The organism is Picosynechococcus sp. NKBG042902, assembly GCF_963864045.1.
Taxonomy (GTDB): Bacteria; Cyanobacteriota; Cyanobacteriia; order Cyanobacteriales; family MRBY01; genus MRBY01.
The window spans coordinates 50,183-75,625 of sequence record NZ_CAWLTV010000060.1 but is presented as its reverse complement, the minus strand read 5'-3'; the positions used below and the strand labels follow the sequence as shown (position 1 = coordinate 75,625).

The window sequence follows — 25,443 nt, the reverse complement described above, 5'->3', positions numbered from 1 at the left end:
ATCGTTAGCAGGCTTAATAATATAAAGCTTTTAATGTAAATGTAATGTTCGCCAACAACACTTATTTTTGAGTTTGATCAAATTATTAGGCTTGGGATTCGTCATTTAAAAGGGAAAAGCATTCTTCTAGGGGGGCGCGGTCAGCCATTGCGGTGACCAAATTTTGGAAAGCATCTTGGTGGCGATCTAAGAGGTTTTTTGCTTGGAGTAGGGCCCATTGCTCCCGTTGTTGGTAGCTGGCGACAGAAATGCCGAGTTTAGCTAACAGTTGGCGGAGTTGGTCGCGGTCGTTGGCTCCCCCTAGGGCTTTGCCGTAGATCGTCGTTTCGGCGGCGATCCCTGCCATTAGGGTGGTGCTGAGACGTTCGAGTAAAAGATTCATCTGCTGGGGATTTTTGAGGGAAGCTTCGACGCTTTCGAGATCAAAACTGACGCCTCCTTGACCCGTTTGACCCTGCTTAATCGCTTCCCAAGGGGTCAGACTGTAGCCCGTAATTGGAATGCTGAGGAGATAACCCGCCAGGAAATGGCCCGCTTCGTGGTGCAAAATGCGTTGGCGCTGTTCGGCGGGGGTAAACAAATCAAGGAATAAGGTCATGCCTCGCCCTTGCCAATTGAACGTATCCACGGTGGCAAAGGCCATCACGGCAGCGGTAATGCCAGCGGGGACAAAGGGAGACAACTGAAAAATCCCTCCCAAAAGGCTGGTCATGGTCATCAAGAAAACACCGATGGCGATTAGGTTAAGGGCGGTTTGTTGCATGGCACTGGGTCGGTCAATTGATTGGCTACGGCGAGGGCGGTTGCGTCTTCAAGGTAGCGAAATCGGCGGGGGTGTTGCAATTAAAGAGCATTGCTGGGTTGGCGATCGCCAGCGAAAAAACAGGCACAGTGGCTAACCATTTTTGAAAAGAGCGCCCCCCCTGATCGATAAATTGTTGGAGCGAAGTTTGGGCCGTATTGCGATAGAAACCACAGCAGGGTTCATAAAATTGCCCTTGATTAACGAGGGCGGCGGTGTAGTTTGTTGGAATTGCTGCGAGTTGCTTGAGCCATTGCTCTAATTGCCCCTGGTCAAGCTTGGGCAGATCACAGGCGAGCAGTAAAACCCAGCCCTGGAGATTGAGGGTTTTCATACCCTGATGTAAAGCAACGAGTCCCCCCTGTTGAGCGGGATCATCGAGCCAGTGGACAGTGGTGCTGAGATAGGGTTGATAGCGATCGCGCCAGGGGGTCAAGAGATAAATTTCGTCACTGAGGGCCGTGGCTATCTCAAGGGTACGCCGGAGCAGGGTTTGTTCACCCCATTGCAAAAGGGCTTTGTCGGTGCCCATGCGCTGGCTTTTTCCGCCAAGCAAAATAAAAATTGGCACAGAATTAGGCATGGAGGGGCTGGGAGGCGATCATCTGGAGAGCAGTCATCAAGGCTTGAACTTTGCTGAGGTCTTTAATGCCGGGGGACAGTTCTACGCCGCTCGACAGATCGATGCCATCGGGATGCAGTTGGCCCAGGGCGACGGCAATATTATCGGGATTGAGGCCCCCCGCGAGGAACCAAGGAATTGCTGGGCGAAATTGGCGCAGATCATCCCAGTTAATCTGGTGGCCCGTCCCGCCGAGTTGTTGGGGATCGTAGGCATCGAGGAGCAGTGCATCGACCACGGTTTCGTATTGTTTTGCCCATTCTAAAGAGCGGCGATCGCGGATCCGCAGGGCTTTAATAATTTCCAGGTCGGGCCGTTGCTGGCGGAGTTGCTGGCACAATTCTGGGGATTCATCGCCATGGAGTTGGGCGGTGGTGAGGTTGCCCTGACTAATGATTGCCAGCATTTCAGACAATGTCTGGTTCGCGAAAACACCCACTTTGCCAATGTGCGCGGGCAAGGCTTCCGTCAGGGTTGCCAGTTGGGTGGGCGTCACATACCGGGGCGATTTTTGGACACAAATAAATCCCAGATCCGTTACTCCCACCTTGGCGATCGCCTGGGCCTGGTCTATCTGGGTCAGCCCACAAATTTTTATCCGCATGAAAGTTCCCTACGCCATAACCATGGTGCGAATTTAGCACAACACCGCAAAAAAAGAGGCGGCGATCGCCCCTAATCATGTTTGAAATCTTTGTAACTAGAGCTCTGGGGCCATAGAGATCACTTTTATTCCAGCAGATCACAGGCTTCTGGCTTCAGATCCCGTTCCATCAACATTGTCACCGCTTCCATGGGCGTAATTTTCCCCTTGAGAAGACGATAAACTTGCCGGGAAATGGGGATCGGAATTTCCTCACGGTTAGCCAAATCGAGCAATACAGCGGTGGTATTTACCCCTTCAGCGGTACTTCCCAGTTCTTCGAGAATCTGTTCTAGGGATTTGCCCTGGGCCAGGCCGTAACCCACGCGATAGTTGCGACTGAGGGGACTGGTACAAGTAGCAAGCATATCTCCCAGCCCTGCAAGACCCAGGAAGGTTTCCGGTTGGGCTCCTAAGTGCGCCCCTACGCGAATCATCTCCGGCAACGCCCGCGTAATTAAAGCTGATTTGGCATTGGTACCGAGCTTGAGGCCTTCGCAGACTCCCACGGCGATCGCCATCACATTTTTTAGGGTGCCGCCTAATTCAGTGCCCAGGGGGTCATTGTTGGTATAGACTCGGAAACAGTCGGACGCAAATACTTCTTGGACGGTTTCCGCGGCCTCTAGGTCAGTGCTGGCTACTACCGTCGCGGCGGGCAAACCAGCTTCAATTTCCTTCGAGAGATTTGGCCCCGATAACACGACTACTGGGTGGTCAGGGAAAGTTTCTTGCCAAATTTGAGACGGAGTCCGGGTGGTCTTGGGATCTAAACCCTTGGTGGCCGTCACAATAATTGCCTTGGCGGGGAGAGAAATCGCCTTGAGTTGCTCTGCCACGTCGGATACCCCCTTCATGGAGATGGCCGAAATGATGATGTCAGCGTCGGCGATCGCCTCTTCGAGAGAAAGCTCACCCCGGCGCGACCAGAGCCGCAGATCATGGTCATTCACGGCGGCTAGGGTGGCGAGGGCGGAACCCCAGGCCCCAGTCCCCAGCATGGCAATGGTTTTACGGTTTGTATTCACAGACTTTAGACGTATTGTCGGGACAACAGTATTAAGGGATTGGGCGTCTTGGTCAAGGTCATTGGGAGAAATGGTTGTCATCTATCTTCTCAGAAAAATCGGGTCTAACAAACTTGAGTCGGGAACGAAAACAACGCCAACCGCCTACCGGTGAAGTTGTTTGCTTTAGTGTAAGTAAGGATCTACGGCAAAACCGTTAGGAATAAACTTCTGTTTTTGAGGCCTGGGCCTGGGCCTCAATGCGATAGTCAGGCAGACAGTTCTGCTCAATGAAGGTTTTGTAATCGGCCACTTGGCGATCGCCTTCGGCATCATCCCAACCACAGTGGGTTTTGAGGGCCGCCACGAGGGTCGGCAGGGCATCATAGCCGTAGTTGGCCAACATCGCGAGGGTGGTGCGGCGGCGGCAAATATCCTTGAGGTTATGGGCAAGTTCAGAGCGCACCGCATAGACCGCTTGGGCCTTAATATCTGGGAGATAGGGCACCAGGCGATCGCCCAGGTCAGGGGCATCATCTACAAGGGCGAGGACTTCCGGGGCTTTAGCGCCATACATCCGGAACAGGTGTTGGATCGTGGTGCGATCAACCGTGGGTGTATAACGACGGATCATGGTTTCAATGGTGTGGGAATCGGCGGCGATCGCCCCCGGTAAAGTCCGTTTGCGAGTGGGACAAGGGGGAGCGGGACGATTCAATTTGCGGTAGACCAAATCCACCATTTCTTCGCCCACCTGCCGGTAGGTAGTCAGTTTTCCACCAATTAGGGAAATGAGATTTCTTGCCCCTTCAGGACTATGGTCAAACAAAATATGACTGCGGGTAATGCTGCCGGGTTTTTTATCCCCCACATAGGGTAAGGGCCGCACCCCGGAATAGGTAAAGCGAATATCAGCCCGACTGAGCTGGGCCGATGGTAACACCCGGTTGGTTTCGGCGAGGAGATAATCGATTTCGTCGTTGTCGGCCTTCACATGATCGAGGCTGCCGATATATTTCAGATCCGTGGTGCCAATGAGGTATTTACCCAACCAAGGAATGATGAAATAGGGGCGATTATCGCTGGCCGCTTCCACATAGAGGGCGGCTTGGGGAGCACCGGGGAACGGATCAACGACAATGTGGCTTCCCTTGGTACCGCCCATTTTTTGTTCCGTGCCGATGGGTTTGGCTTCGCCGGCGGCGCGGCCCAACTGACAGACTTCATCAACCCAGGGGCCGGAGGTATTTACAACGATGCTGCCCTTGGCTTGGACTGTAAAGGTTTGGCCCGTGAGTTGATCTTCACAGGCGATCGCCTGAATTGTGGCGGTATTCTCATCCCGTTGGAGAGCTGTGACGGCGGTGTAATTTAAAACCGTGGCCCCCGCTGCCTGGGCATCCAAAATATTTTCTAAACAGAGTCGTTCGGCGTATTCTACCTGGCCGTCGTAATATTGGGCGGCCCCAACCACATCCTGCGATCGCACCGTGCGGAAAAGATTCTGGAACTTGCGGGCGCTCAACATCCGGTGGGAGGGCACCGTTTTATCAAAACTCAAAATATCGTAGAGCAACATCCCCGCTTGGATGAGCCAGTAGCCCCGGGCCGCCCCTTTGTAGAGGGGGATCGTCATTTGAAGCGGTTGCACCAGGTGGGGCGCGGTACGCAGGAGCACTTCCCGCTCGTGGAGGGACTCCCGCACTAGATGAAATTCTAAATACTCTAGGTAACGGAGGCCCCCATGGATCAGACGGGTAGACCAACTGGTGGTGCCACTGGCGAAATCTTCCTTTTCAATGAGCAAGGTTTTTAAGCCCCGTAAGGCCCCGTCCCGGGCGATCCCAGCGCCATTAATGCCGCCACCAATGATGATTAGATCGTAGGTTGTGTTTTGAATGGTTTGAAAATCTCGCATTATTCAGGTTGGGAATTAGGGTCAAACTTGTGCGGTTAGTCGGCTTGGGTCATGACTGGTGCAATCCACCGTTTTTGTCTCACTACCCAACCCAGGGGATTTTTGGGGCGGCGATCGCCTCTCCCCCAGGTTAAGCAAAAAAACGACCTAGACGGGGGTCGGCTCCTTACCCAGGACTGCCGTTGCCTTGGCTTCCCGGAACATATGATTGGCCCACTGCTGCACGTCATAGCGTTGGATCGCCTGGTACATACTCTTCATACGCCGCTGTTGTTCCTCGACGGGCATGGCCAGGGCTTGATCAATGGATTCATCCATCCGCTTCGCCGCGTAGGGGTTGGTGAGGATCGCATCGGGCAGTTCCACCGCTGATCCCGCAAATTCTGACAGGATCAAGACCCCATCATCGCAACCATGGGCGACCACATACTCTTTGGCGACCAGATTCAAGCCATCCCGCAGCGGCGTAATCCAGGCAATATCTGCGGCCCCAAAGAAACCGAGAAGTTCCTCGTAGGAGAGGGCACTGGTAAAGAGCAAAATCGGGGTCCAGTTCAACTTGGCAAAGCGACCATTGATCCGACCTACGAGTCGCTCAATTTCACTTTGGGCATTTTTGTAAACCCGCATCCCAGAGGCAGCCTTGGCCGCGGCAACCACCAGATTCACTTTGGTTTGCAACTCCGGTCGCCGTTCTAGTAGGCGTTCATAGCAGACCAACATTTCCTTGGTGCCCTTCACGTAGTCCACCCGTCCAGCGGACAAAATCAGCTTGTTGCTGCCCAGTTCTTCCCGGATTTTGCGGATTCGCTCCTGGGTACTGGCTTTCTCTACCTGGGCACGGATCTGGGTGGGGTTTGTGCCCACGGGGAAAGCATCCAAATTCACCAGGTGATCTTTATATTTCAACTGGGTGGTAATTTCGGGTTCTGCGAGGGCGGTGCCTACGGCAGTAAAGGCGTGCTCATCGACGGGCACTTGGCGGGTAATTTCGACCTTGCGTAAACTCCGGGCGACGGCGACAAAATTTTGCACGTAGCGGGGCAGATGGAAGCCACACAGGTCACAGCAGAGGAGGCTGTCTACGATTGCTTCACGCCACGGCAGAATGTTAAAAATATCAACACTCGGAAATGGCGTGTGGTGGAAAAAGGCAATTTTAGCGTTGGGTTTTTTCTGGCGGATGAAGTAGGGGGTCAGCCAGAGATTGTAATCATGGACCCAAAACAGAGCATCGTCATCGGCATCTTCGCAGGCAGCCTCGGCAAACATTTCGTTGATTTGTTTGAAGTTTTCCCAGTCTGAGGAGTCGTAGGTAAACTGCCAGGGGAAGGAGTGCAGAATCGGCCAGAAGGCTTCTTTTGAGGTGATGTGATAGAAGTTTTTAACCTGGTCGGCGGACAGGGGGATGCGGTGAACCACGGAGTTTTCCTGACCGGGAAATGCCATCTTGGCTTGGAATTTTTCTTGTTGTTTGCCAGAGATTTGTTTCCAAGCGACCCAGGTGCTTTGTTCGGCGTTGGCAAAGAAGCTTTTGAGGGTCGGCATGATCCCGTTAGGGCTTGTTTTGTCACGGTAGAAGGTTTTACCGTTTTCGCGCACCTCATCATAGGGTTCCCTATGGTAGAGAATGACGAGAGAAGATTTCATTAAGACCTCCAGGGGTTGGTATGGTTCAGATAAAAAAAGGCCGCTTGCGGTAACAATGGGCCTGTGTCCAGCAGATGTTGTGGGCCGGGGGCACCGGGTAAAAATGATTTGCAACCTGGATCTTGGGGGGCAAACCGTTGGCGATCGCCGTTACACAGCACCCAAATCAACCATTGGCTCTAGCCTTGAACTTACTCCCCACAACCAGAGGCACAACACTGGGGCGATGCTCACCAACAAATATTTAGGGGCCCAGTGTAAAGGGCGTTGCCATTATTTCCCGACGAACGGCAAATCTAGTGGGGAAGCTCACCTGGGGAAGCTGGGTTTCAAAACTTCCGAGGGCTTGTTTCATGGGCCGTAAAAACTACAAAAATGGTCGATAAATGGCCATCGTATTCAATTGGACACTTTTTCATTATAACATTTTTCTCAGTTTATGTTTTTGGCTGAGTTAGTGATGGCTTGCCGGAGGGAAAGATAATGATTTATTATGGGTGGGACTTTTTATTTAAACGGTTATCTGTGGGGTGAAAGCCCGTCGAAAGGTTAATCTTTCGGGCAAAACTTAATCTTAAATTAAGGTAGTTTTAAGCTCAAAAAATCGATGCATCACAAAGATTCCTGATGCTTTCTGAAGTAATTAAGGTATGAATAGCCGCATTTTAAAGTGATTTTTTGGGGGCGATCGCCGACAAATTGATAGCCGAAAAAATAATTTGATTCTGTCAGGATATATTGATTTATCTCATCGACTCATCAGTTATCTTTGCTGTTTTGCGATCAAAAGATAAGTCATTCGGCAGATGCGAGGATGCATGGGTTGGCAACGGGCGATCGCCCCAGGCACCCGATCCGATGAATTAGTTGTTGTTACGGTTACTTAGATAGTGAATACGGCCTCTCAAATTCAGCTTAGCGAAGCAGACACCCAAATTTTGTTAGATTGGGCAGCCCAAGTGACCCATTCCAATGAAAGTTATTTCCACAAGGGGCAACGCCTCGCCAAACGCTTGGGGGCCCATTACCGGGCGGATGGCCTCACGGAGATCGGTTTTTGGACACCGGAACTGGCAGGGGAAGTGATCCAAACAAACCGCGACATCTTCTTGGAAGTCTTTACCCCCCTCGAAGCGGTGGACTTTGGCGCTCCTAGCCAAACCATTAAGTGCCGCCGGGACTGTGTAGAACTCAAACAGCAGGGGGAATTCTGTTGGGGGGTAGTTGCGGGGATGCACCCAGGCACGAGGGAGCAAATGGGCTCTCTGTATTGGTTGCGCTACTGCGATCGCCTCCAGAATGAAATTTCGATCATCCGTGATGTTTTGGCCTATTCTCTGCCCTATGGGGTTTTTGGGCCAGCGGAACTCTACGACATGGACAGCCTCCAGCGGCAACGGACAGACCTTGCCTATTTTGAGGCCCATTCGACCCCCCTCGACCCCGACCAAGCCCCCTGGGAACGGCCGATCCTTGATAATGCCAATGAAGTGCTGCCTCGGGTGCCAGCCCCTTTAAATATTTTGCAGGTTCACCTCAAAACAGCCTCCCCCGAAGGAACCCTAGCGGGCCTGACCCAGGTTTACCAGCACCTCTCGGAAAAGATTGCCGCCGGGGAAACCCTCACCGCTGCCGAACAAAATTATGTCGGTTACGACGCGCTGCAATTGCTTCCCATTGAACCTACCATTGAATATCGCCTTGAGGGGGACAACCGCCACCACGAATTTTTTGCGATCGCCCCCAATGAAGCTATTGAAACCGGGGAAATGGCCTGTGGCCTCGAAGTAGAAGTCACCCTCCGCAAGGCCAAAACCCAAAATTGGGGCTATGATGTACCGATTTTAGGCTCAGCGGCGACCAACCCAACGATCCTCAGTAGCCTCCGTCCTGATGAATTGGTGGACTTTATCAGTACCCTCCATAATTTTGCGGGGGGGCCGATCCAAATTATTTATGATCTGGTCTATGGCCACGCGGACAATCAATCGTTAGAGCTCCTGAACAATCAGTACCTCAAAGGCCCAAATATGTACGGGCAGGATCTGAACCACCAATTACCCCAGGTGCGGGCGATTCTTTTAGAGTTGCAACGGCGACGCATTAACTCCGGGGCCGACGGCATTCGCATTGATGGCGGGCAAGATTTTCGCTTCTTTAATCCCCTTTCCGGTCGCGTTGAGCAGGATGATGCTTATCTGTTGGCGATGAGTGATGTAATCCAAGATATTGGCGATCGCCAACGGTTACTCTTTACCATTTTTGAGGACGGTCGGCCCTGGCCCGAAGAAGGTTGGGAAAATTCTTCAACCTATCGCGATTTGATCGAATTGCGCCCAGAATCCTACCAATGGGGGCCATTGATTTTTGCCCACAATACACCCACCATCGAAGGGTTTTGGGATTACAAATGGAACCGCATTATTGAAGTGATGTTCCAAGGCGATCGCTGGATCACCGGTTGTGCCAACCACGATACGGTGCGCCGGGGGAACCAAATCGATGCCCAAGCCGCCGCCATTAACTGGCATTTGGGCGCAACCCTCAACGAAGTTATTTTAAATGCCTACGATAATCCAGCGACTACCCTCTGGGTCTATGGCTTTATGCCCGGCCTGCCGATGGATTTTATTAATTCTTTGATGCGGGCGCCCTGGGGCTTTTTCCGCAATACTGACGAACTTTATGGGGTCAAAGTCGCGGCGGAGGAAGTGGGCTTTTTGGACTGGCAGATTACCCCAGAATTATTTGCTAAACCCTGGGCTTTTCGGCATCTCAAACAGTTGGGCTTTGAAGATCTCGATTTTCTGAAGCGGTTTATGCGCGCCTTAAACGAGGCGATGATCGTCACAGATTACGATTTACAGAAAACCGCCGATCTGTGCCAACGCTGTATCGGCAATCCCGACGGGGTCTGTGAAGTCAAACCGATGCAGGAAATTGGGGAGTCCGATCACCAGGCTTTCCTCGACCATTTAACGGTGCCGAAACTGAAGACCATTGCCATGGCGTTTATGGAAGATGGCCACGAAACCTGTCGGGTTTCCCATTATCTCGACCGGGTTGATCCCGCCCAGACAGAATTTAACTTAGCCCTGCGAGAATATCGTCGCGCTCACCCTTGGCTGCGGGAAAATCTCCAGGAAGGCGATCGCTTTAATCGTCTCAGTAACGAAGAACACGCAATCTTTTACGGTCTGCGCACAGAACCCCTTGCCGAAGAGAACGATCAAACCCCAGAACAAATCGTGATGGTGACCCACATGGGCGGTGAACCAACCACCATTACCCTCGGTGATTGGCTCCAGTTGGATCTTTCTGAATGGCGTGTGGCGATCGCCACCCCTGGTTTAGACATTGGTCAAACAGAAGATGCGCTAAAGATCTTTGAACTAAAAGATAGCCAAGGCCTCGTTCTTGAGCGTATTTTTGACGAGTAAAAGCTAATGGTCTTGTTAGATCATTAATCCTAGGATCATCGAATGATGTTGCAAAATCAGAAAAGATAGGTTGCAGATAGTCCATAATGATCTGACAAGTCACGCACCATTGTTCCACCAAATAAATTCAAAAAATCACCTTTCCCTGGCAGTTCATACTGGGAGGTTGTACGAAACTTTGTAAGATCAAGTGTTGTGCGATTCGGTTGAATACTTTCATTACTAACCAATACATAGTCTAGCCATTCAGATGAATCATTTGGATAGCGATATTTTGCGAGATCATTCATGCGAGGATCAAAAGTATAACCCTGGGGAATATTTCCTAAAAACTGAGCATTTAAAGTCTCAAGAGCATTGTCATATTCAGCAGTTTGATAATTAAAGTTCAGGTCACCAGCGATAATGATTGCTTCCCCTCGTGCTTGTGCACCCCCTGTTTTTTGATTAATAAAAGTCTCCAACTGCCTTAATTGATTTGCTCTGACACCGCTATTTTCCGTATCTGCTTGTAGATGAGTCCCAAAAATATGATAGATGATCCCTTCTTTATTAATTTTGGCGTACACAGCCCCCTTATTCGATTGACAATCAAAGCCACTACAATCAGAAAAAATAATCTGGTCAGTTGCCATGATCGGCCAGCGACTTTGCAGATATACCCCACCATCTTCTAGTTTTCCATTATTTGTATCTACTACTTCAGTAGCAGAGAAATACCCCGCTTCTTTTAAACTGCGCGATAAGTTGTTTCGAGCTTCATTATCGAAGGCTTCATTAATGACAATGACATCCCATGGGTTTGAATTACGAATCGCTGTGGCAATTTCTTGGGCGCGGTAATTTTGCATGAGATTGCCTTGGCCGGGAATATTGCGGCTTAAGAGCATTACATTGTAATTGAGAATAGAGAAACTTTTGCTCTCAAGATTATTTGAAAATTCAAGCTGGCAGACAGACATAACCCCTGAAATCGTTGTCCACCAGTGACCAGTCCAGGTTCCTCCTTCTTCTTGGGCGAGTCGGGGACACTTGATATTCGCATCACTTTGATTCCAAATTGGTCCAGCTTCAACGGCACGAGTTGTATTTGCAGTTGCAGGTAAACTCAAAGAAAATAGGAGGCTAATCGTTGAATTTGTGAAACAGGAAAAGAGAGCAAGTTTGTTAAACATATTTTTTGTCGCTTTGAGTAGTAATTTTGTTGCTTTACTGGGGTGTATTTTGGAGTTGAATTTGACCCAAATAATATTTGATCCGATTACCTTGTGTTTGAGATGCTTACCGTAAAATACTTGATAAGTAAAATAGGCTCCTTGTTTTGAAGCCCTTAGATTACTAATTTGTCAATCGTCATATCCGGTATTAGCGGTAGAAAGAAGTCACAGCATATAGATCGCTCTTCGGCTCGTTATTTTGTCCATAGGAGATCATCTTGCGGTAAACATCCAACTGAAGCTGAACATTCCGAGAGGGATCATTGAGATAGATAGACCAGTCGTCGCGTCCTGTTTCCTGGAAGGTAAATGTTACTTGACCATTAGCATTAAACTCTTGCCAAACCCCAGGACTTGTTTCCTGTAGATGACCATTTGCAAATCTCGCTAGGGTGACGTCAGAAGCCGTAATCGGATATAGATCACTTTTCGGCCCGTTATTTTGCCCATAGGAGATCATCTTGCGGTACAAATCCAACTGAAGCTGGACATTCCGAGAGGCGTCATTGAGATAAACAGACCAGTCGTCGCGTCCTGTTTCCTGGAAGGTGAATGTTACTTGACCGTTGGCATTGAACTCTTGCCAAACCCCAGGACTTGTTTCTTGCAGATAGCCATTCGCAAATTTGATCAGGGTTCCGGTTACGGCATTCGGTGTAGGAGTTGTTGGGTTTACGGGCGGTGTCGGGTTTGTGGGAGGTGCTGGCGTGGATGGTGTTTGACCAATGATTTGACCGCCTTGACCAGAGACCACCCAACCTGCTTGCAACCACTTAGGTAAATATTGACGACGAATCGTATCGACTTGGTCAGGATCGAGATGCGTAAACCATTCGTCTTCTAGTGTATCTAAGCCAATTGTTGTAATTGAACCATCTTCGTTGCGCTGAGGGATAACGAGGAAATCACCTGAACTAACGGGACGAATTTGCGCACCAACTTTGCGGATAGCACGACTTTCACCCGTAGAGGAGCGATACACCTGTTCAGCATAGGGAACTTCAAACGTTATCTTACGGATGATTGCTGTATGAGCTGGTGCCATAAATGCCCAATTAAATTCCGAAGCGCTCATTTTTTCCTGGGATTCGGAACTTGCTTCATTAATGGAACGTTGCCATTCTGCACGGGCCTCTGCCCCAAAGGTTCCAGCCACGGTCTCCGGACTTTCATAGGTGATCGAAATTCCAGCGCCGACGGTATTAGTCGTGTCTTTAGATACAGAAACGCCATCAACCCGACTCCAGCTTTCTGTAATGCGCATTACTTCCTGCTCAAGAGTACCTGGGTTATTGCTGAATTGGGCCAAAGTAATTCTGATCGGGTTATTCACAACGGGGCCAGCAGGCGTAACCGTTACCCTAGGCAGTGCTCCCCCTGTGCGATTGAAGGAGACGGGATCGTAATCTAAAAATTTGCGAATTGAGAATTCAGACCATCCGTCTGCATCATCTTTACGATTACAGGTGGTATCACGGTAAACCCGGACATAGTTGGCGGCCCATTTATCAGCTAGCCAGCCGTCGACATCAATGGTGACTCTATTGATAAGGCCAATATCTAAGGTTTCATGGACAAATTCATCTAAATCATTATTTTCGTGGCTACCTTGCAGTGTGAACTGTTCACTCGTGCCGTTTTCGCCGTGCATCGTCATGTAAATGGGATTATCTGTACCAGAGCCGGAATCTGTGTAAGTTTTGACAGAGATACAGTAGGGAATGGTGCTTTGGGCTTGGGCGGGTTGGACTGTGCCCACGAATCCCAGCGTTAGTAAGCTTCCAAGGGCGGCATTTTTGAGGAGGGGAGAGGAATCAAAGTTAAACATAATTCTTAGTCTTTGTAAAAAGTTAGTCAGTTATGAATCAGTTGCAAGGTAGTAGTTATAGAAAAATTTGTCCTATGCAGTTTTTGATGTTTATGAACTGGAATTATTATTAATGAAGCCTTGAAACTACTGCTAAAAGAGAGTTTCAGGAAAATTTCGATTTTAATCATTGAATATAGACACCACACATAATCTGTCTTATATCCAAAGAAAATTATTAAGATTCAGTGGGAAAAACTTCAAAAAACTTGTATCTTTGCTGAGAGTGCTGAGTCGTTTTATTTAAGCTGAATGCAAGCAAATTCAAGTAATGCCATTACTTTTGCATCCTAAAGCTGCATATTACAGCAAAAAAGTATTCTGTTTTACAAAACAGCTTGCATTGAAATATTTCTTATGAACTTTTCCGAATCTTGAGGCCTAACTTTGACAATTTCTCCATTGAAAAATCTGCTATTTTTACCGCCGTTTCTTCATCGACTTGAAGTGTGTTCTGTTATAGATTCCCCTCATCAATCTAGAGCAGACCGTAATGAAATACGGCCAAATATAGTCGGTTGAAGCCACTTTCTTCAACCCCGAACAAAGGGAGCATCAAGACAAAAGTGGCAGCTTGCACAGTTATGATTTTGGGGCTTCGTTAGCTAGGGACGCACTCGCCTTTTTATGTTGGGAGATGAGAGCCAAAGTTGTGGCGATCGCCAAACAAACCACCCCGATCAAGCCCTGCAAACGGTTTGCTTCTGCTGGTACCCACTGGGACAAAACCATCCCCGCAAGGCCAGAAATTCCAAAAAAGATGCCGATGCCCAAGCCAGCCCAATCCCCCGGAATTGTCTTAAAAATGTAGGGTAAAGTGCCGTTTCTGACGGTCGCCAAGGCCCAGGCCCAGAGCAGAGCAATAACCACATAACCGCCATCCTGGGCGGGTGTCCCCAACAGCAGCAAGAGAATGACGGTCAACCAACCAAAGGCAACACCCAAGAGGGGATATCGCTGCCACCGGAGCGTTAGCCAACCTACAGGAATCGCCAAAATCGCCACCAGCAAATTTAAGCCTTGGCCGACACTGATCCCTAACGTCAGCGGAATTGAACCAAATAAATCGAGCCACCGCTGTAAAACAATTGCACTACCCCAGGTGAAGGCGATCGCCATGAGGATCGTTTGTACAAAACCCAACCAGGGTAAGGGGCTTGGGGTTGGTGCTTCCTCAATTAAGGGCGCAGCAGGCTTCGGTAGCACCAATCCTAAACACAAAGAGGCGATTAACAACGTCACCGATCCCGCGAGGAAAGCCGGTAAAGCTCCCACCGCTAACAATCCATTTTGAATACTCGGTTTCAGAACGCCCATCACTCCGATCACCATCGTCAGCACAGAGATGGCGAGGGGCAACTCGGCGCGGCTGGGGGTACTTTTGAGCAGTAGCACGTAAATCGGGGTACGAAACATCGTCATCGCCAAGGCCCAAGCAATGGCAACTGCGGGCAACACCCACCGCAATGGCAGTTGCAGCGCCCCCAAGATTGGCAGGCCAATGAAAATAGCCGCCGCTAAAATCACCCCCAAACTGATTAAAGGCAACCGACTCCCCAAGAAACGCTGTTGGCGATCGCTCAAGGCCCCAAATACCGGTTCCATCACTACCGCCAATAAAACCTCTACCGTCAGCAGTTGCGCCGTGAAATCCTCTGAAAATCCCCACCCGCCCAACAACGTACCAAGATAAGCACGATAGGCAATCCACATTAAAGAGATCGCTGCCTGGATTGCGGCGATCGCCATTACCCGTCGCCAAAGAATATTGTTCTGTTTGGTTGCCATAAACTTGTTCTATGCCGCCACAATTTTTTTCACCATAGCGAAGAACGTTTAGCCCGCTATAAAAGCCTTACATCTTGCAATCTTGCGATAAAAAACTAAGCTATCCCAACCAATCTAGAGAACAAAAAATCAAGTATTTATTTACAGGATCAATCCTGTTTTATTTGGCTGGACTGGATAGGCGATCGCCCGCTTGGAGTTTGCGGCGGATCTCAGCATGAAACCCTTGGGTAATTGGATAAAAATAAGCCAAGATCAATCCCCCAATGAGCAACACCGTCCCCAAAGGGCCAATTACCAACCGAATCACCCAGAGGGCGGAATCTGGCTGTACCGCCGGGGGACTCCCCGGAACCCGTTCAATGTAACCCGCCCAATCGAGGGCTTTGCCGACAATGTAAATCCCAAAGGCAATGCCGAGCTTTTGGAGCATCACCATAAATGCATAGAAAACCCCTTCCCGTCGCTGCCCGGTGCGCAGCTCATCGAGTTCGATCACATCCGGCAACATCGACCAGGGAATCAAATAGGCCGTTGAAACCCCCAGGCCCGCCATAAATCCCAACAAAAACAGCCATTTTTCTTGACCCGGTTGCAGGAAAAATAACCCTGCCTGGGCGACAATCCAGAACCCCATGCCCAGGGCATAAACGGTGCGTTTACCCCAACGGCGACTGAGGCGACTCCAGACAAATAACATCAGTAGGGCCGTTCCCTGTACCACTAGGGCAAACTGGGTGAAGACAAAATCCGAAAGCCCCAGCCAACTCACCACAAAGTATTGCATCACCACCGCCGTAAGTTGCGCCCCCAGCCAGGAACAGAGATAAATGCCCATCACCAGCAGAAACGGGCGATTATTAAAAACAATCTGTAGTTGCTGCACCAAGGATAAACGGGGTTGGTGGCGCTGTTGGTGCTGTTGGCGATACTGCTCCATGAACTGCACCCGCTGCCACGTACCGCGCACACACCAATACATACTGCCAAGGGCGATCGCCGCTGTGATTACCGCCAGCACAAGATAACGCTGGGACACCACCGGCACCACCCGAAAAACTCCCTGGGCCAGCGCCAGCGCCAAAATACTGCTACCGATGGCAAAGGTAAACCGAAAACTATTGAGTTGAGTACGCTCATTATAATCAGACGTCAATTCTGGGGTGAGGGCGACGTAGGGTAGAAAAATTATTGTGTAGGCCGTATTGAAAATCAGCGCCAAGGTAATGTAGTAGATCAACAACCACTGGGTGTTCGTGGTAGGAATGCCCCACATGGCCACAAAGCACAACGCAAACGGAACCACCCCAAAGATCATCCAGGGAAAACGCCGCCCCCAGCGAGAAGTAGTGTGATCGCTCAACCAGCCCACAACGGGGTCACTAATGGCATCCATTACCTTGCCCACCATCAGAATTAAGGCGCTTTTATCTGGTGGTAAACCCGCCACATCCGTAAAGAAAAATAAGACAAAAAAGACCAGGATATTCCCAGTCATAGAAACACCAACGGTGCCTGCACCATAGGCCAATTGGGTACTCAATTTGAGGGGAGCAAGGGCCTGATGGGGCGGATTAGAAGACGGATTGGACATTAACAAGTTCACGCAACAGTCTAAAAACTAACACTATTTGCCCAGAGCCGATGCCCTTGATGGTGTTTTAGCCACTTTACTGGGCAGTGTAAAATGAGATTATCCTAAGCAATGATGCCCATGCCTGAAAGTGGAACCAGTGAAAAACTAGACCGAATTGAAGCTACTTTGGAAAAATTGGGTTCTGAAATCAGTTCCCTTGGCGATAAGGTCGGCAAGTTAGATGGTGATGTGCGGATTATTAATGACCGCGTCGATACATACCAAAAAGCCTCTACCCAAGTCGTTAACCTTGCTTTTAGCCTGATTGTGGCGGCAACATTGGCGATTATTATTCCGATCATCTTTGGCAGATAATCCAAGGCGATCGCCACAGTCAGAAAAATTTTCTATCCCATAATTGGGAACACTGCATCGATCAACTTTATTGTGACAAACTAGCTTTGGAATTTTTTGTCACTAAGGTCAACATAGTAAAATGGCGACTGTAGCAAGCACGGGTAAATTGTCAATTACAGTTTTGCCCTAAGGTTCGCGTGAATATTTCACCCCCCATTCAACTTGTCGAAGCCCCCACCCAAGCTTTATTGACCTGGGCCAAGGCGATCGCCACGGGCACCCCAGACCCATTTCAGCGGGGGCAACAACTGAGTCAGAAATTAGGCGCAACCTATGGCAGTGATGGCCTAACCCAAATAGGATTCTGGATTCCGGAGGTGGGCGATCACCCCGTTTACCTCGAAATTTTTACGCCCATGGAGGCAATCGATTTTCGCCTTGCCGATCAAGTCATTCCGTTCCGTTGGGAGGTGCTAGAGCTGCCGCGCCAGGGGGAATTTGCCTGGGGTGTTGTGGCGGGTCTCAAAGCTGGCACCCGTACCCAAGCGGGATCGTTTTACTGGTTGCGCAGTGGTGAACAGATTATCCACGATGTCTTTGCCCACTCCTTGCCCTACGGTGTGTTTGCGCCAGCCGAGCTCTACGACATGGCCCAACTAGAACGAGACAGGGCCGACCGTGACTATTTTCACCAGGAAACTTGGGTCACACCGCCCCGCAATATTTTGCAAATCCATGTCGGCACCGCTTCCCCCACGGGCACCCTAGATGGACTCACACGCATTTACCGTGACCTCGCCCGCAAATTAGGGAATCATCAGCCCCTCACCGCCGCTGAAAAAAACTATGTGGGCTTTGATGCAATTGAACTGTTACCCATTGAACCCACGGTGGAATTTCGCCCCGCCGAAAATGAAACGATCCATGCCTTTTGGCAAATTCGGGCGATCGCCAACCAAGAAGTACAAGTTCACTTGAAAAAACCAGACACCCAAAATTGGGGCTATGACGATCTGATTTTAGGGGCAGCGGCCACCAGTCCCGCCCTCCTCAGTACCCTCAGACCCGCCGAAGTTGTGGATTTTATTGCCACGCTCCACACCGCCTTTGCCCGCCCGATCCAGATTATTTTCGACCTGGTTTATGGGCATATCCATCACCAAGCCCTGGGATTAATTAATGTGCAATTTTTCCGGGGCGCAAATATGTATGGCCATGATACAAATCAGCAAAATCCGATGGTGCGGGCTGTTCTCCTGGAGTTGCAGCGGCGAAAAATTAATCTAGGCGCTGATGGTATCCGGGTCGATGGGGGTCAAGATTTTCAGGTGTCCGACGCCATTTCCGGCCAACTAGACTATGACAATGATTTTCTGCTGAAGATGGCTGCGGTACCCCAAACCGTTGGGACAGCGACCCGCGAGCTGTACACCATTTATGAAGATGGCCGCCCCTGGCCTAATGTCGGTTGGGAAGATATGGCCACCCATTTGGATTTAATTTACCTAAAGCCCGATTGTTTTCAATGGAGTCCGTTGATCTTCGAGCATAATACGCCCACGTTACAGGGATTTTGGCAACGGGAATGGCGGGATGTATGCAAAATTATGGCCCATGGCGATCGCTGGGTGACCGGTTGTGCCAACCACGACACGGTACGCAAGGGCAACCACATCAATACCGCCGCAATTCGCATTAATGAATATTTAGGGGATTCTTTGCCAGAAATTTTACAAAATGCCTACGATAACCCGGCAACCCAATTGTGGATCCACGGCTTTAGTCCAGGAATTCCGATGGATTTTTTAAATGCATTAATGCATACTCCCTGGGGCTTTTTTCGGAATACAGATGACCAATATGCTGTCAAAATTATGGCGGACGAAATTGGCTTTCTCTATTGGCAAATTACACCGGAAATTTACCGACAATCCTGGGCATTTCGGCGGTTTAAAACCATGGGCTTTTATGATCTCTCATTAATGCGGCAGTTCTTTAAGGCAGTGGAACAGGCCATTGAAGCGATCGGCTATGATCTACCAAAGCTGGCGATTTTTCTGCAAACCGAATTAGAACCACAATTTGATTTTTTAAAGCCGATTACCATTGCCAATCTGAAGGAAATAGCGATCGCCTTTATGGAGGATGGCCACGAGGCTTGTCGGGTCTCCCATTATTGTGGATCGGTACCGGATGAGCGGGCGAGCTTTAATTTACGCTTGCGGCAATATCGCCAGGCCCAGCCTTGGCTGCGAAATCATCTCGATCCGACAGGGGGCGATCGCCTGCACCATTGGTCGGATCACCAACGCACCATTTTCTACGGCAGGCGCACCAATCCCGACACCCAGCAGCGGCTTGTGTTAGTGGCGCACATGGCCGGGGCTCCGAAGACCGTTGAGATTGGCAAATGGCTCGCCCTGGATTTGGATCGTTGGCAGTTGGCGATCGCCACACCGACTTTGAAGATCAACACCATCCATGACTTAGCCCAAATTCACCTGCACAATGGCGAAGGTTTTCTGTTATCTGAAATCCCTCCCTAAATGATGTCTTCTGAGCCTAAAAACACACTTTTTAAACCTCATTTAACCCATTTAAAAAACTTTATTTAATAATGACCATGGCCCATCAAAAATACATTCTTGCGTTAGACCTCGGCACCACTGGTAATCGTGCCCTGTTGTTTAACCACAAAGGCGATATTGTTGCCCAAGCCTATAAAGAATTAACCCAATATTATCCCCAGCCCGGTTGGGTCGAACATGACGCGACGGAAATTTGGAACGACACCAAAGCCGTCATGCAACAGGTCGTCAACAATAGCAGCATTGAAACCCAGGATATCGCGGCGATTGGCCTGACGGTGCAGCGGGAAACCTGTGTCCTCTGGGATAAAACCACTGGCAAACCACTTCATAAAGCAATTGTCTGGCAGGATCGACGGACGGCTCCCCTCTGTCAAACCCTCAGTGCAGCAGGCAAAGCGGCAGAAATTTACGATAAAACGGGCTTGGTGTTGGATGCTTATTTTTCGGCGACGAAACTGAATTGGTTATTAAGCTGGGCTAAGGAAAATAGTGCCATTAACCCCAATAATGTCCTCGCTGGAACCATTGACACCTGGGCCTTGTGGAACCTCACGGGAGGCAAAGTCCACGCCACAGATCACAGTAATGCCAGCCGGACAATGTTGCTCAATCTCAACCAAAAAGATTGGGATCCGGATTTGTTGGATTTATTCGATATTCCCCGCCAGATGATGCCAACGGTGCAGTCGAGCCTAGGGGAATTTGGCAAAACCGATCCAAGTTTATTGGGGGCGGCAATTCCGATCACCGCCATCTTTGGGGATCAACAGGCGGCCCTCTATGCCCATGGTTGCGATCGCCCCGGCTTATTGAAATGCACCTATGGCACAGGGGCGTTTTTGGTGGCGCACACGGGTGACGAGATTAAACGCTCCAAACATAAGCTCCTAACGACCATCGCCTGCACCCAAGCCCATCACGATGGCACAAATCTCGATATTGGCTATGCCCTCGAAGGGAGTATGTTCACCGCTGGGGCTTGTATCCAATGGTTGCGCGATGGCCTACAAATTATTGAAACGGCGGCGGAAACGAATGATCTCGCCCAAGGGGTGAACGATAATGGCGGCGCTTATTTTGTTCCGGCTTTAAGTGGCCTGGGAGCGCCCCACTGGGATATGAGTGCCAGGGGCGCATTTCTCGGTTTAACGAGAGGCGTGAAAAAAGAACACATGGTAAGGGCTGTCCTAGAGGCGATCGCCTACCAAGCCAAAGAAGTAGTCGAAGCAATTAACCAAGATTCTGGTACGCCAATCCAAGAATTAAAAGTCGATGGCGGCGCGTGCAATAACGACTTTCTGATGCAATTCCAGGCCGATGTATTGGGCATTCCCGTGGAACGTCCTGCGGTGCTGGATGCCACGGCCCAGGGAGCAGCCTTTGCCGCCGGATTGGCCGTTGGCTTTTGGGATGATTACCAAACCCTGGTGCAAAACCGCAAAATTGATTACGTCTTTAAACCCAGTGCCAATGCCTCCCAAGCCCAAGCCCATTTCAAAGTCTGGCAAAAAGCCGTTGAACGAGCGAAAAACTGGGCCTAAACTTCCTCCTTGGGGAGGTCTAGGGAGGGCTTCTGCCCACAGCAAGTCTCCCTTCACAAAGAAGATCTAGGGGATGCGAATTTCCCCAACTACTGCACACCCATTGAATTTAAAAAAGACTTTATGACTGCTTTACTGCTCCATGACCAACATTATTCCCTTGATCATGAAGCCTTCCTTTCAACCCTCAGCAACACAGAAAATTTACTCATTATTCAAGATCTAGATGGCGTTTGTATGGGGTTAGTCAAAGACCCTTTAACCCGCAAAATTGATCCTGACTATATCCGCGCCACACGCAAGTTTAAAGACCACTTTTTTGTCCTCACCAACGGTGAACATGAAGGCAGAAGGGGAGTAAATCGAATTGTCGAACGGGCATTTCGCAATGTTGAAGCCAAAGATGAAACAAGCTATTTACCCGGTTTAGCGGCGGGGGGCGTGCAATGGCAGACGGATAATGGTCAAATTTCCCATCCCGGTGTCAGCCAGGCAGAGCTAGATTTTCTCGGAACGGTGCCAGATTTGATCGGTCAAAGTTTAGGACAATTTTTTACTCAATATGCTGATGTTTTCCCCACTGAGCTTCAACCTGAGCTGATCCATGCTTCTGTTTTAGATAATCTCGTTTCGCCAACGGCAAATTTAAACGTTCTCGCGGAATATTTAGGCGATCGCCTTGAGATTTACCAAGACCTCCAGCACACCATGGAAACCCTGATGAATGATTTGCTTGAAAAAGCTGGCCAACAGGGTTTAGACAATAGTTTTTTCGTGCACTATGCGCCCAATTTAGGCAGAGATAATGTGGGGAAAGAAATTGTTCGCTTTGCCACAGCCAAGGATTCTGGCACCACAGATTTTCAGTTTATGGTGCGCGGTGCCGTCAAAGAAGCGGGAGTTTTAGTGCTGCTGAATTATTACTATGCCCAACGCACGAGCCACTATCCCCTAGGGGAAACCTTTAACGCTCGCCAAGCGCCCCAAAACCACGAGGAACTATTGCAACTGGTGCAAGACAATTTTGATCCGCAATTGATGCCATTAATCGTTGGCGTCGGCGATACGGTCACAAGCCACACCGAAGGCGATCAAGTTCGACGGGGGGGAGCGATCGCCTATTCCTTCAGCTTGTCCAAGACATTGGTAAATGGGCAAAGAGCGGCAATCTCGTCGTGTATATCGACAGCTCCCAGGGAGAATTAAAAAACCGGATTCCTTTAAAACTGGGGACAATCAATGGTCAAACCCAAGTGATTGAAGGCATTACCGATCCGGCTGATCCGTTACAAATTAACGTTGCTTTTCCGGGAGGGTTTGAACAATACACCGCCCTCTTTCAGCAGGCCGCCGCAAACCGATCTGGAACATAGTTGAGGTTAATTTAAGCCTCAGACAAGCTCACTATAATGGCAGTAGTAGCCCACCGGTGGAAGTTTAGGCAATGGACATGACCCTTCCTTTAGAGTTGAACCTCGAAAATTGTAATTTCAGCGACGAACAATTTTTTCAACTCTGCCAGCAAAATAAAAATTTCCGTTTTGAGCGGAATGCTCAAGGAGATTTAGCGATTATGTCCCCCACTGGTGGCGAAACTAGCGAACGTAATGCCAGCCTCACTGCACAATTATGGCTCTGGAATCACCAATGCAAACTGGGTAAAACATTTGATTCTTCTGGGGGATTTATCCTGCCCAATGGGGCGATGCGATCGCCTGATGCCGCCTGGATTCCCTTGGTGCGCTGGGAAGCCCTCGCACCGGAAGTAAAGACGAGATTTTTACCCCTTTGTCCAGATTTTATTGTGGAGCTATTGTCGCCAACGGATTCCCTAACCCGCACCCAAGCCAAATTACAGGAATTTATCGACAATGGGACGCGGTTGGGTTGGCTAATTAATCGTCAAACGCGGCAGGTTGAAGTGTATCGCAGCGGTCAACCCATAGAAATTCTTGAGCAACCTGAGTTTCTCAATGGTGAAACCGTCTTACCGGAGTTTCAACTGGATTTAAGCACCATTTGGTAAGCGTTGATTTCGTCCAAAACTTAGTCCAACTGCCGCCCGGTGAGTTCAACGAAAATATCTTCGAGGTTAGATTCGCGCACCATCATGCTGGTTTTGTCGGGCAAGTTGTCGAGATAATGTTCTGCCTCTTGGAGGGTCGGGAAAAATTTGTATTCCCAGCGATCGCCTTTTTGTTTAACGACTAAACCTTTGCCATGTTTTGCCTGGAGTTCCTCGAAAGTGCCCTCATCGATCAGGCGGCCCGCTTCCATAATGCCAATGCGATCGCAGAGGGTAGCAGCTTCCTCCATGTAGTGGGTGGTGAGGAGAATCGTCATGCCATTTTTGTTGAGGTCACGAATGATTTCCCAGAGACGACGGCGGGTTTGGGGGTCGAGACCGACGGTGGGTTCATCGAGAAAGAGAATTTTGGGTTCATGCAACAGAGCACGGGCAATCTGGACGCGGCGTTTCATCCCCCCCGATAGGGTTTTCACCAGAGCATCGCGGCGATCGCTCAGTTCCACATACTCCAGAGACTGACGAATTAACCGTTGCCGACGAGGGTTAGGAATATGGTGCAGGCGGCCATGGAACTCTAGATTTTCCCAAACAGTGAGATCCACATCCACACTCATCTGTTGCAACACCACGCCGATATTGCGTTTGGCATGGGCGCGATTTTGCATCACATCTTCCCCAGCAATGGAAATTTTGCCGCTTGTGGGTTCGGTGAGGGTGATCAACATCCGGATCGTGGTGGATTTTCCCGCCCCGTTTGGCCCCAACAGACCGTACATTTCCCCGGCTTGAATCGCAAAGGAAAGCTCATTGACCACCGGGACTTTACTAAAAACCTTGGTGACTTTATCGAGGGAAACCGCCGCAGATGTCATGGAATTTGTAACTGTTTGTAAAGTTTACTGTCCCCATTATGCCCTGTCGCGCTGTTACTTTTTACCGTGGGAGAAGTGATTAGAGGATTTTTCCGCGATGCAATCGAGATTTTTTCAGCCGTCCGCACATCCCCTAATCTTCGGCCATCGGGGGGTTGTGACCGATCACCAAGAAAATACCATGGCGGGTTTTCAAAAGGCGATCGCCTTAGGTTTAGACGGCGTTGAACTCGATACTTTCCTCACAAAGGATGGCAAATTGGTGGTTTTCCATGACCTCTATACCAAACGGCTGACGGGGGTCACAGGGAAAATTACTGAAATGACCTGGCCAGAGATCCAAACCCTGCGCATTAAAGAGTCCCTCAAAATCGGCAAACAAACCTACACCTATCCCCAACCCGAAAAAATTCCTCTCCTTGAAGATGTGTTGAGCGAACTGCGGGGCAAATTGTTAATCAATATCGAGATGAAAGCCCCCCGCCTCAACCTCCAGCAACGGAAAACAGGCATTGCCGTCGCCCAATTGATCGAAAAAATGGAGCTGCAACAGGAAGCATTTGTCACCTCCTTTAGTATTTGGGCTTTGATCTGGCTGAAGCTCACCCATCACCCCATTGAAACAGGCATTCTCTACTCGCCTTTGGTGACCAAAAATTTCTTCATTCGCAAATTTACTGAAAGTCACATTTTAGAAAAAATCCTCGATGCCAGCTTAGTCAGTCTCAACGTTAATCTATTTAAAAAACAAACCATTCAGCGACTCCATCAACACCAATTAGCCGTCGGCGCTTGGACGATCTTTTCACCACCCCATAAAAGTCAAAACCCGAAAAAATTGGCCCAAGAATTAGCTCAGATTGATCGCCTTGTAGAACAAAACATTGATTATTTCATTACTGATCATCCCCGTCACCTCCAGCAGCATCTCCAGCAGCAACCGCAACCAATGGCTCAGCTCCTAGACGGCGGCGAAGTATTCTAAAGACGCAACCAAGACCAAAGCAACCGATGACTTTTCGCCCTTTTACTCAGTTAATTCTCAAGACACATCTTCAACCAGCAGCAGTACGACAAAGATTAGCTGATGCCATTCAAAATTACATTGTTCGAGGTACCGTCAGCCAAAACACATTTGAAATTCGACGTGTGATCCATTACACAAATTCTTTTCTGCCGATCATGAAAGGTAAAATCAAGTCCACAGGGGAAGGAAACATTATTAAAGTGACAATGGCCCCGCATATTTTAATAATCTGTTTCATGGTTGGTTGGCTGGGTTTTGCTTCTGGATTGTTAGCGATCGCCGCTTTTCATTTACTAGAATTATCTACTGTTCTAATCGGTTTTATTCCTGTGGGGATGCTTATTTTCGGCTATATTTTTGTCACGGCAGCATTTAAGTTTGAGGCACGCCAATCAATATTATGTTTGCGCCAACTATTGGCAATCGCATAGGTCACCAGCGGACAAACGGTGTGCTCACGCCTAAAATAAAGGGCTTACGTTTACAAAAGATGAGC

At 49.4% G+C, this 25,443-nt stretch carries 19 protein-coding genes and 1 pseudogene; 9 read left to right on the top strand and 11 right to left on the bottom strand.

Features of this window, described 5'->3' with window-relative positions:
- Positions 1-85 precede the first annotated feature (85 nt).
- The 6 genes from AACR41_RS04180 to ggpS all read right to left on the bottom strand — a co-directional run bounded on the left by AACR41_RS04180 (position 86) and on the right by ggpS (position 6,642).
- Positions 86-763, bottom strand: coding sequence for a hypothetical protein (locus AACR41_RS04180; RefSeq protein ID WP_030007713.1), 678 nt, complete (start codon positions 761-763; stop codon positions 86-88).
- A 25-nt stretch (positions 764-788) separates the two neighbouring features.
- Positions 789-1,385, bottom strand: coding sequence for a molybdenum cofactor guanylyltransferase (locus tag AACR41_RS04175; protein WP_030007712.1), 597 nt, complete (start codon positions 1,383-1,385; stop codon positions 789-791).
- Positions 1,378-2,028, bottom strand: coding sequence for a phosphoribosylanthranilate isomerase (locus AACR41_RS04170; RefSeq protein WP_030007711.1), 651 nt, complete (start codon positions 2,026-2,028; stop codon positions 1,378-1,380). The genes AACR41_RS04175 and AACR41_RS04170 overlap by 8 nt, the downstream gene beginning before the upstream one ends.
- 125 nt (positions 2,029-2,153) lie before the next feature.
- A complete protein-coding gene (locus tag AACR41_RS04165; RefSeq protein ID WP_339367123.1) occupies positions 2,154-3,095 on the bottom strand; it encodes an NAD(P)H-dependent glycerol-3-phosphate dehydrogenase in 942 nt (313 codons plus the stop codon).
- Positions 3,096-3,291: 196 nt separating this feature from the next.
- Positions 3,292-4,992, bottom strand: a complete 1,701-nt coding sequence (gene glpD, locus AACR41_RS04160; protein WP_030007710.1) for a glycerol-3-phosphate dehydrogenase — start codon at positions 4,990-4,992, stop codon at positions 3,292-3,294.
- Between the two features lie 147 nt (positions 4,993-5,139).
- Positions 5,140-6,642 (bottom strand): glucosylglycerol-phosphate synthase, encoded by a 1,503-nt coding sequence (ggpS, locus tag AACR41_RS04155; protein WP_030007709.1) that lies wholly within the window; start codon positions 6,640-6,642, stop codon positions 5,140-5,142.
- A gap of 103 nt (positions 6,643-6,745) precedes the next feature.
- Between ggpS and AACR41_RS04150 the strand changes: the two genes are divergently transcribed.
- Entirely contained in the window at positions 6,746-7,006 is a 261-nt protein-coding gene (locus tag AACR41_RS04150) for a hypothetical protein (protein ID WP_152551019.1), read from the top strand.
- Between the two features lie 526 nt (positions 7,007-7,532).
- On the top strand, positions 7,533-10,082 hold the full coding sequence (gene gghA / locus AACR41_RS04145; protein WP_030007707.1) for a glucosylglycerol hydrolase: 2,550 nt from the start codon (positions 7,533-7,535) through the stop codon (positions 10,080-10,082).
- Positions 10,083-10,138: 56 nt separating this feature from the next.
- On the opposite strand, the gene AACR41_RS04140 is transcribed toward gghA (AACR41_RS04145), so the two are convergent.
- The 4 genes from AACR41_RS04140 to AACR41_RS04125 all read right to left on the bottom strand — a co-directional run bounded on the left by AACR41_RS04140 (position 10,139) and on the right by AACR41_RS04125 (position 16,548).
- A complete protein-coding gene (locus tag AACR41_RS04140) occupies positions 10,139-11,257 on the bottom strand; it encodes a mannan-binding protein (RefSeq protein ID WP_052349703.1) in 1,119 nt (372 codons plus the stop codon).
- 190 nt (positions 11,258-11,447) lie between these two features.
- Positions 11,448-13,127: a PLAT/LH2 domain-containing protein gene (locus tag AACR41_RS04135; RefSeq protein WP_030007705.1), complete on the bottom strand. Its 1,680-nt coding sequence runs from the start codon at positions 13,125-13,127 to the stop codon at positions 11,448-11,450.
- A 621-nt stretch (positions 13,128-13,748) separates the two neighbouring features.
- On the bottom strand, positions 13,749-14,954 hold the full coding sequence (locus tag AACR41_RS04130) for an MFS transporter (RefSeq protein ID WP_030007704.1): 1,206 nt from the start codon (positions 14,952-14,954) through the stop codon (positions 13,749-13,751).
- Positions 14,955-15,114: 160 nt separating this feature from the next.
- On the bottom strand, positions 15,115-16,548 hold the full coding sequence (locus AACR41_RS04125) for an MFS transporter (RefSeq protein WP_030007703.1): 1,434 nt from the start codon (positions 16,546-16,548) through the stop codon (positions 15,115-15,117).
- Between the two features lie 114 nt (positions 16,549-16,662).
- On the opposite strand from AACR41_RS04125, the gene AACR41_RS04120 reads away from it, so the two are divergent.
- The 5 genes and pseudogenes from AACR41_RS04120 to AACR41_RS04095 all read left to right on the top strand — a co-directional run bounded on the left by AACR41_RS04120 (position 16,663) and on the right by AACR41_RS04095 (position 23,045).
- A complete protein-coding gene (locus AACR41_RS04120; protein WP_083500730.1) occupies positions 16,663-16,905 on the top strand; it encodes a hypothetical protein in 243 nt (80 codons plus the stop codon).
- A gap of 179 nt (positions 16,906-17,084) precedes the next feature.
- Positions 17,085-19,433 (top strand): glucosylglycerol hydrolase, encoded by a 2,349-nt coding sequence (gene gghA / locus AACR41_RS04115; protein ID WP_030007701.1) that lies wholly within the window; start codon positions 17,085-17,087, stop codon positions 19,431-19,433.
- 77 nt (positions 19,434-19,510) lie between these two features.
- The gene (gene glpK / locus AACR41_RS04110; RefSeq protein ID WP_030007700.1) at positions 19,511-21,019 is read left to right on the top strand and encodes a glycerol kinase GlpK; all 1,509 of its coding nucleotides are present in this window, start codon (positions 19,511-19,513) and stop codon (positions 21,017-21,019) included.
- Positions 21,020-21,142: 123 nt separating this feature from the next.
- Positions 21,143-22,392: pseudogene (stpA, locus tag AACR41_RS04105) on the top strand (glucosylglycerol 3-phosphatase).
- A 77-nt stretch (positions 22,393-22,469) separates the two neighbouring features.
- Positions 22,470-23,045, top strand: coding sequence for a Uma2 family endonuclease (locus AACR41_RS04095; protein ID WP_030007699.1), 576 nt, complete (start codon positions 22,470-22,472; stop codon positions 23,043-23,045).
- A gap of 20 nt (positions 23,046-23,065) precedes the next feature.
- On the opposite strand, the gene ccmA is transcribed toward AACR41_RS04095, so the two are convergent.
- Entirely contained in the window at positions 23,066-23,920 is an 855-nt protein-coding gene (gene ccmA, locus AACR41_RS04090; protein WP_012308426.1) for a heme ABC exporter ATP-binding protein CcmA, read from the bottom strand.
- Between the two features lie 97 nt (positions 23,921-24,017).
- Between ccmA and AACR41_RS04085 the strand changes: the two genes are divergently transcribed.
- Positions 24,018-24,905: a glycerophosphodiester phosphodiesterase gene (locus AACR41_RS04085; RefSeq protein ID WP_030007698.1), complete on the top strand. Its 888-nt coding sequence runs from the start codon at positions 24,018-24,020 to the stop codon at positions 24,903-24,905.
- A 26-nt stretch (positions 24,906-24,931) separates the two neighbouring features.
- Positions 24,932-25,378 (top strand): hypothetical protein, encoded by a 447-nt coding sequence (locus AACR41_RS04080; protein ID WP_052349702.1) that lies wholly within the window; start codon positions 24,932-24,934, stop codon positions 25,376-25,378.
- Positions 25,379-25,443: the final 65 nt, after the last annotated feature.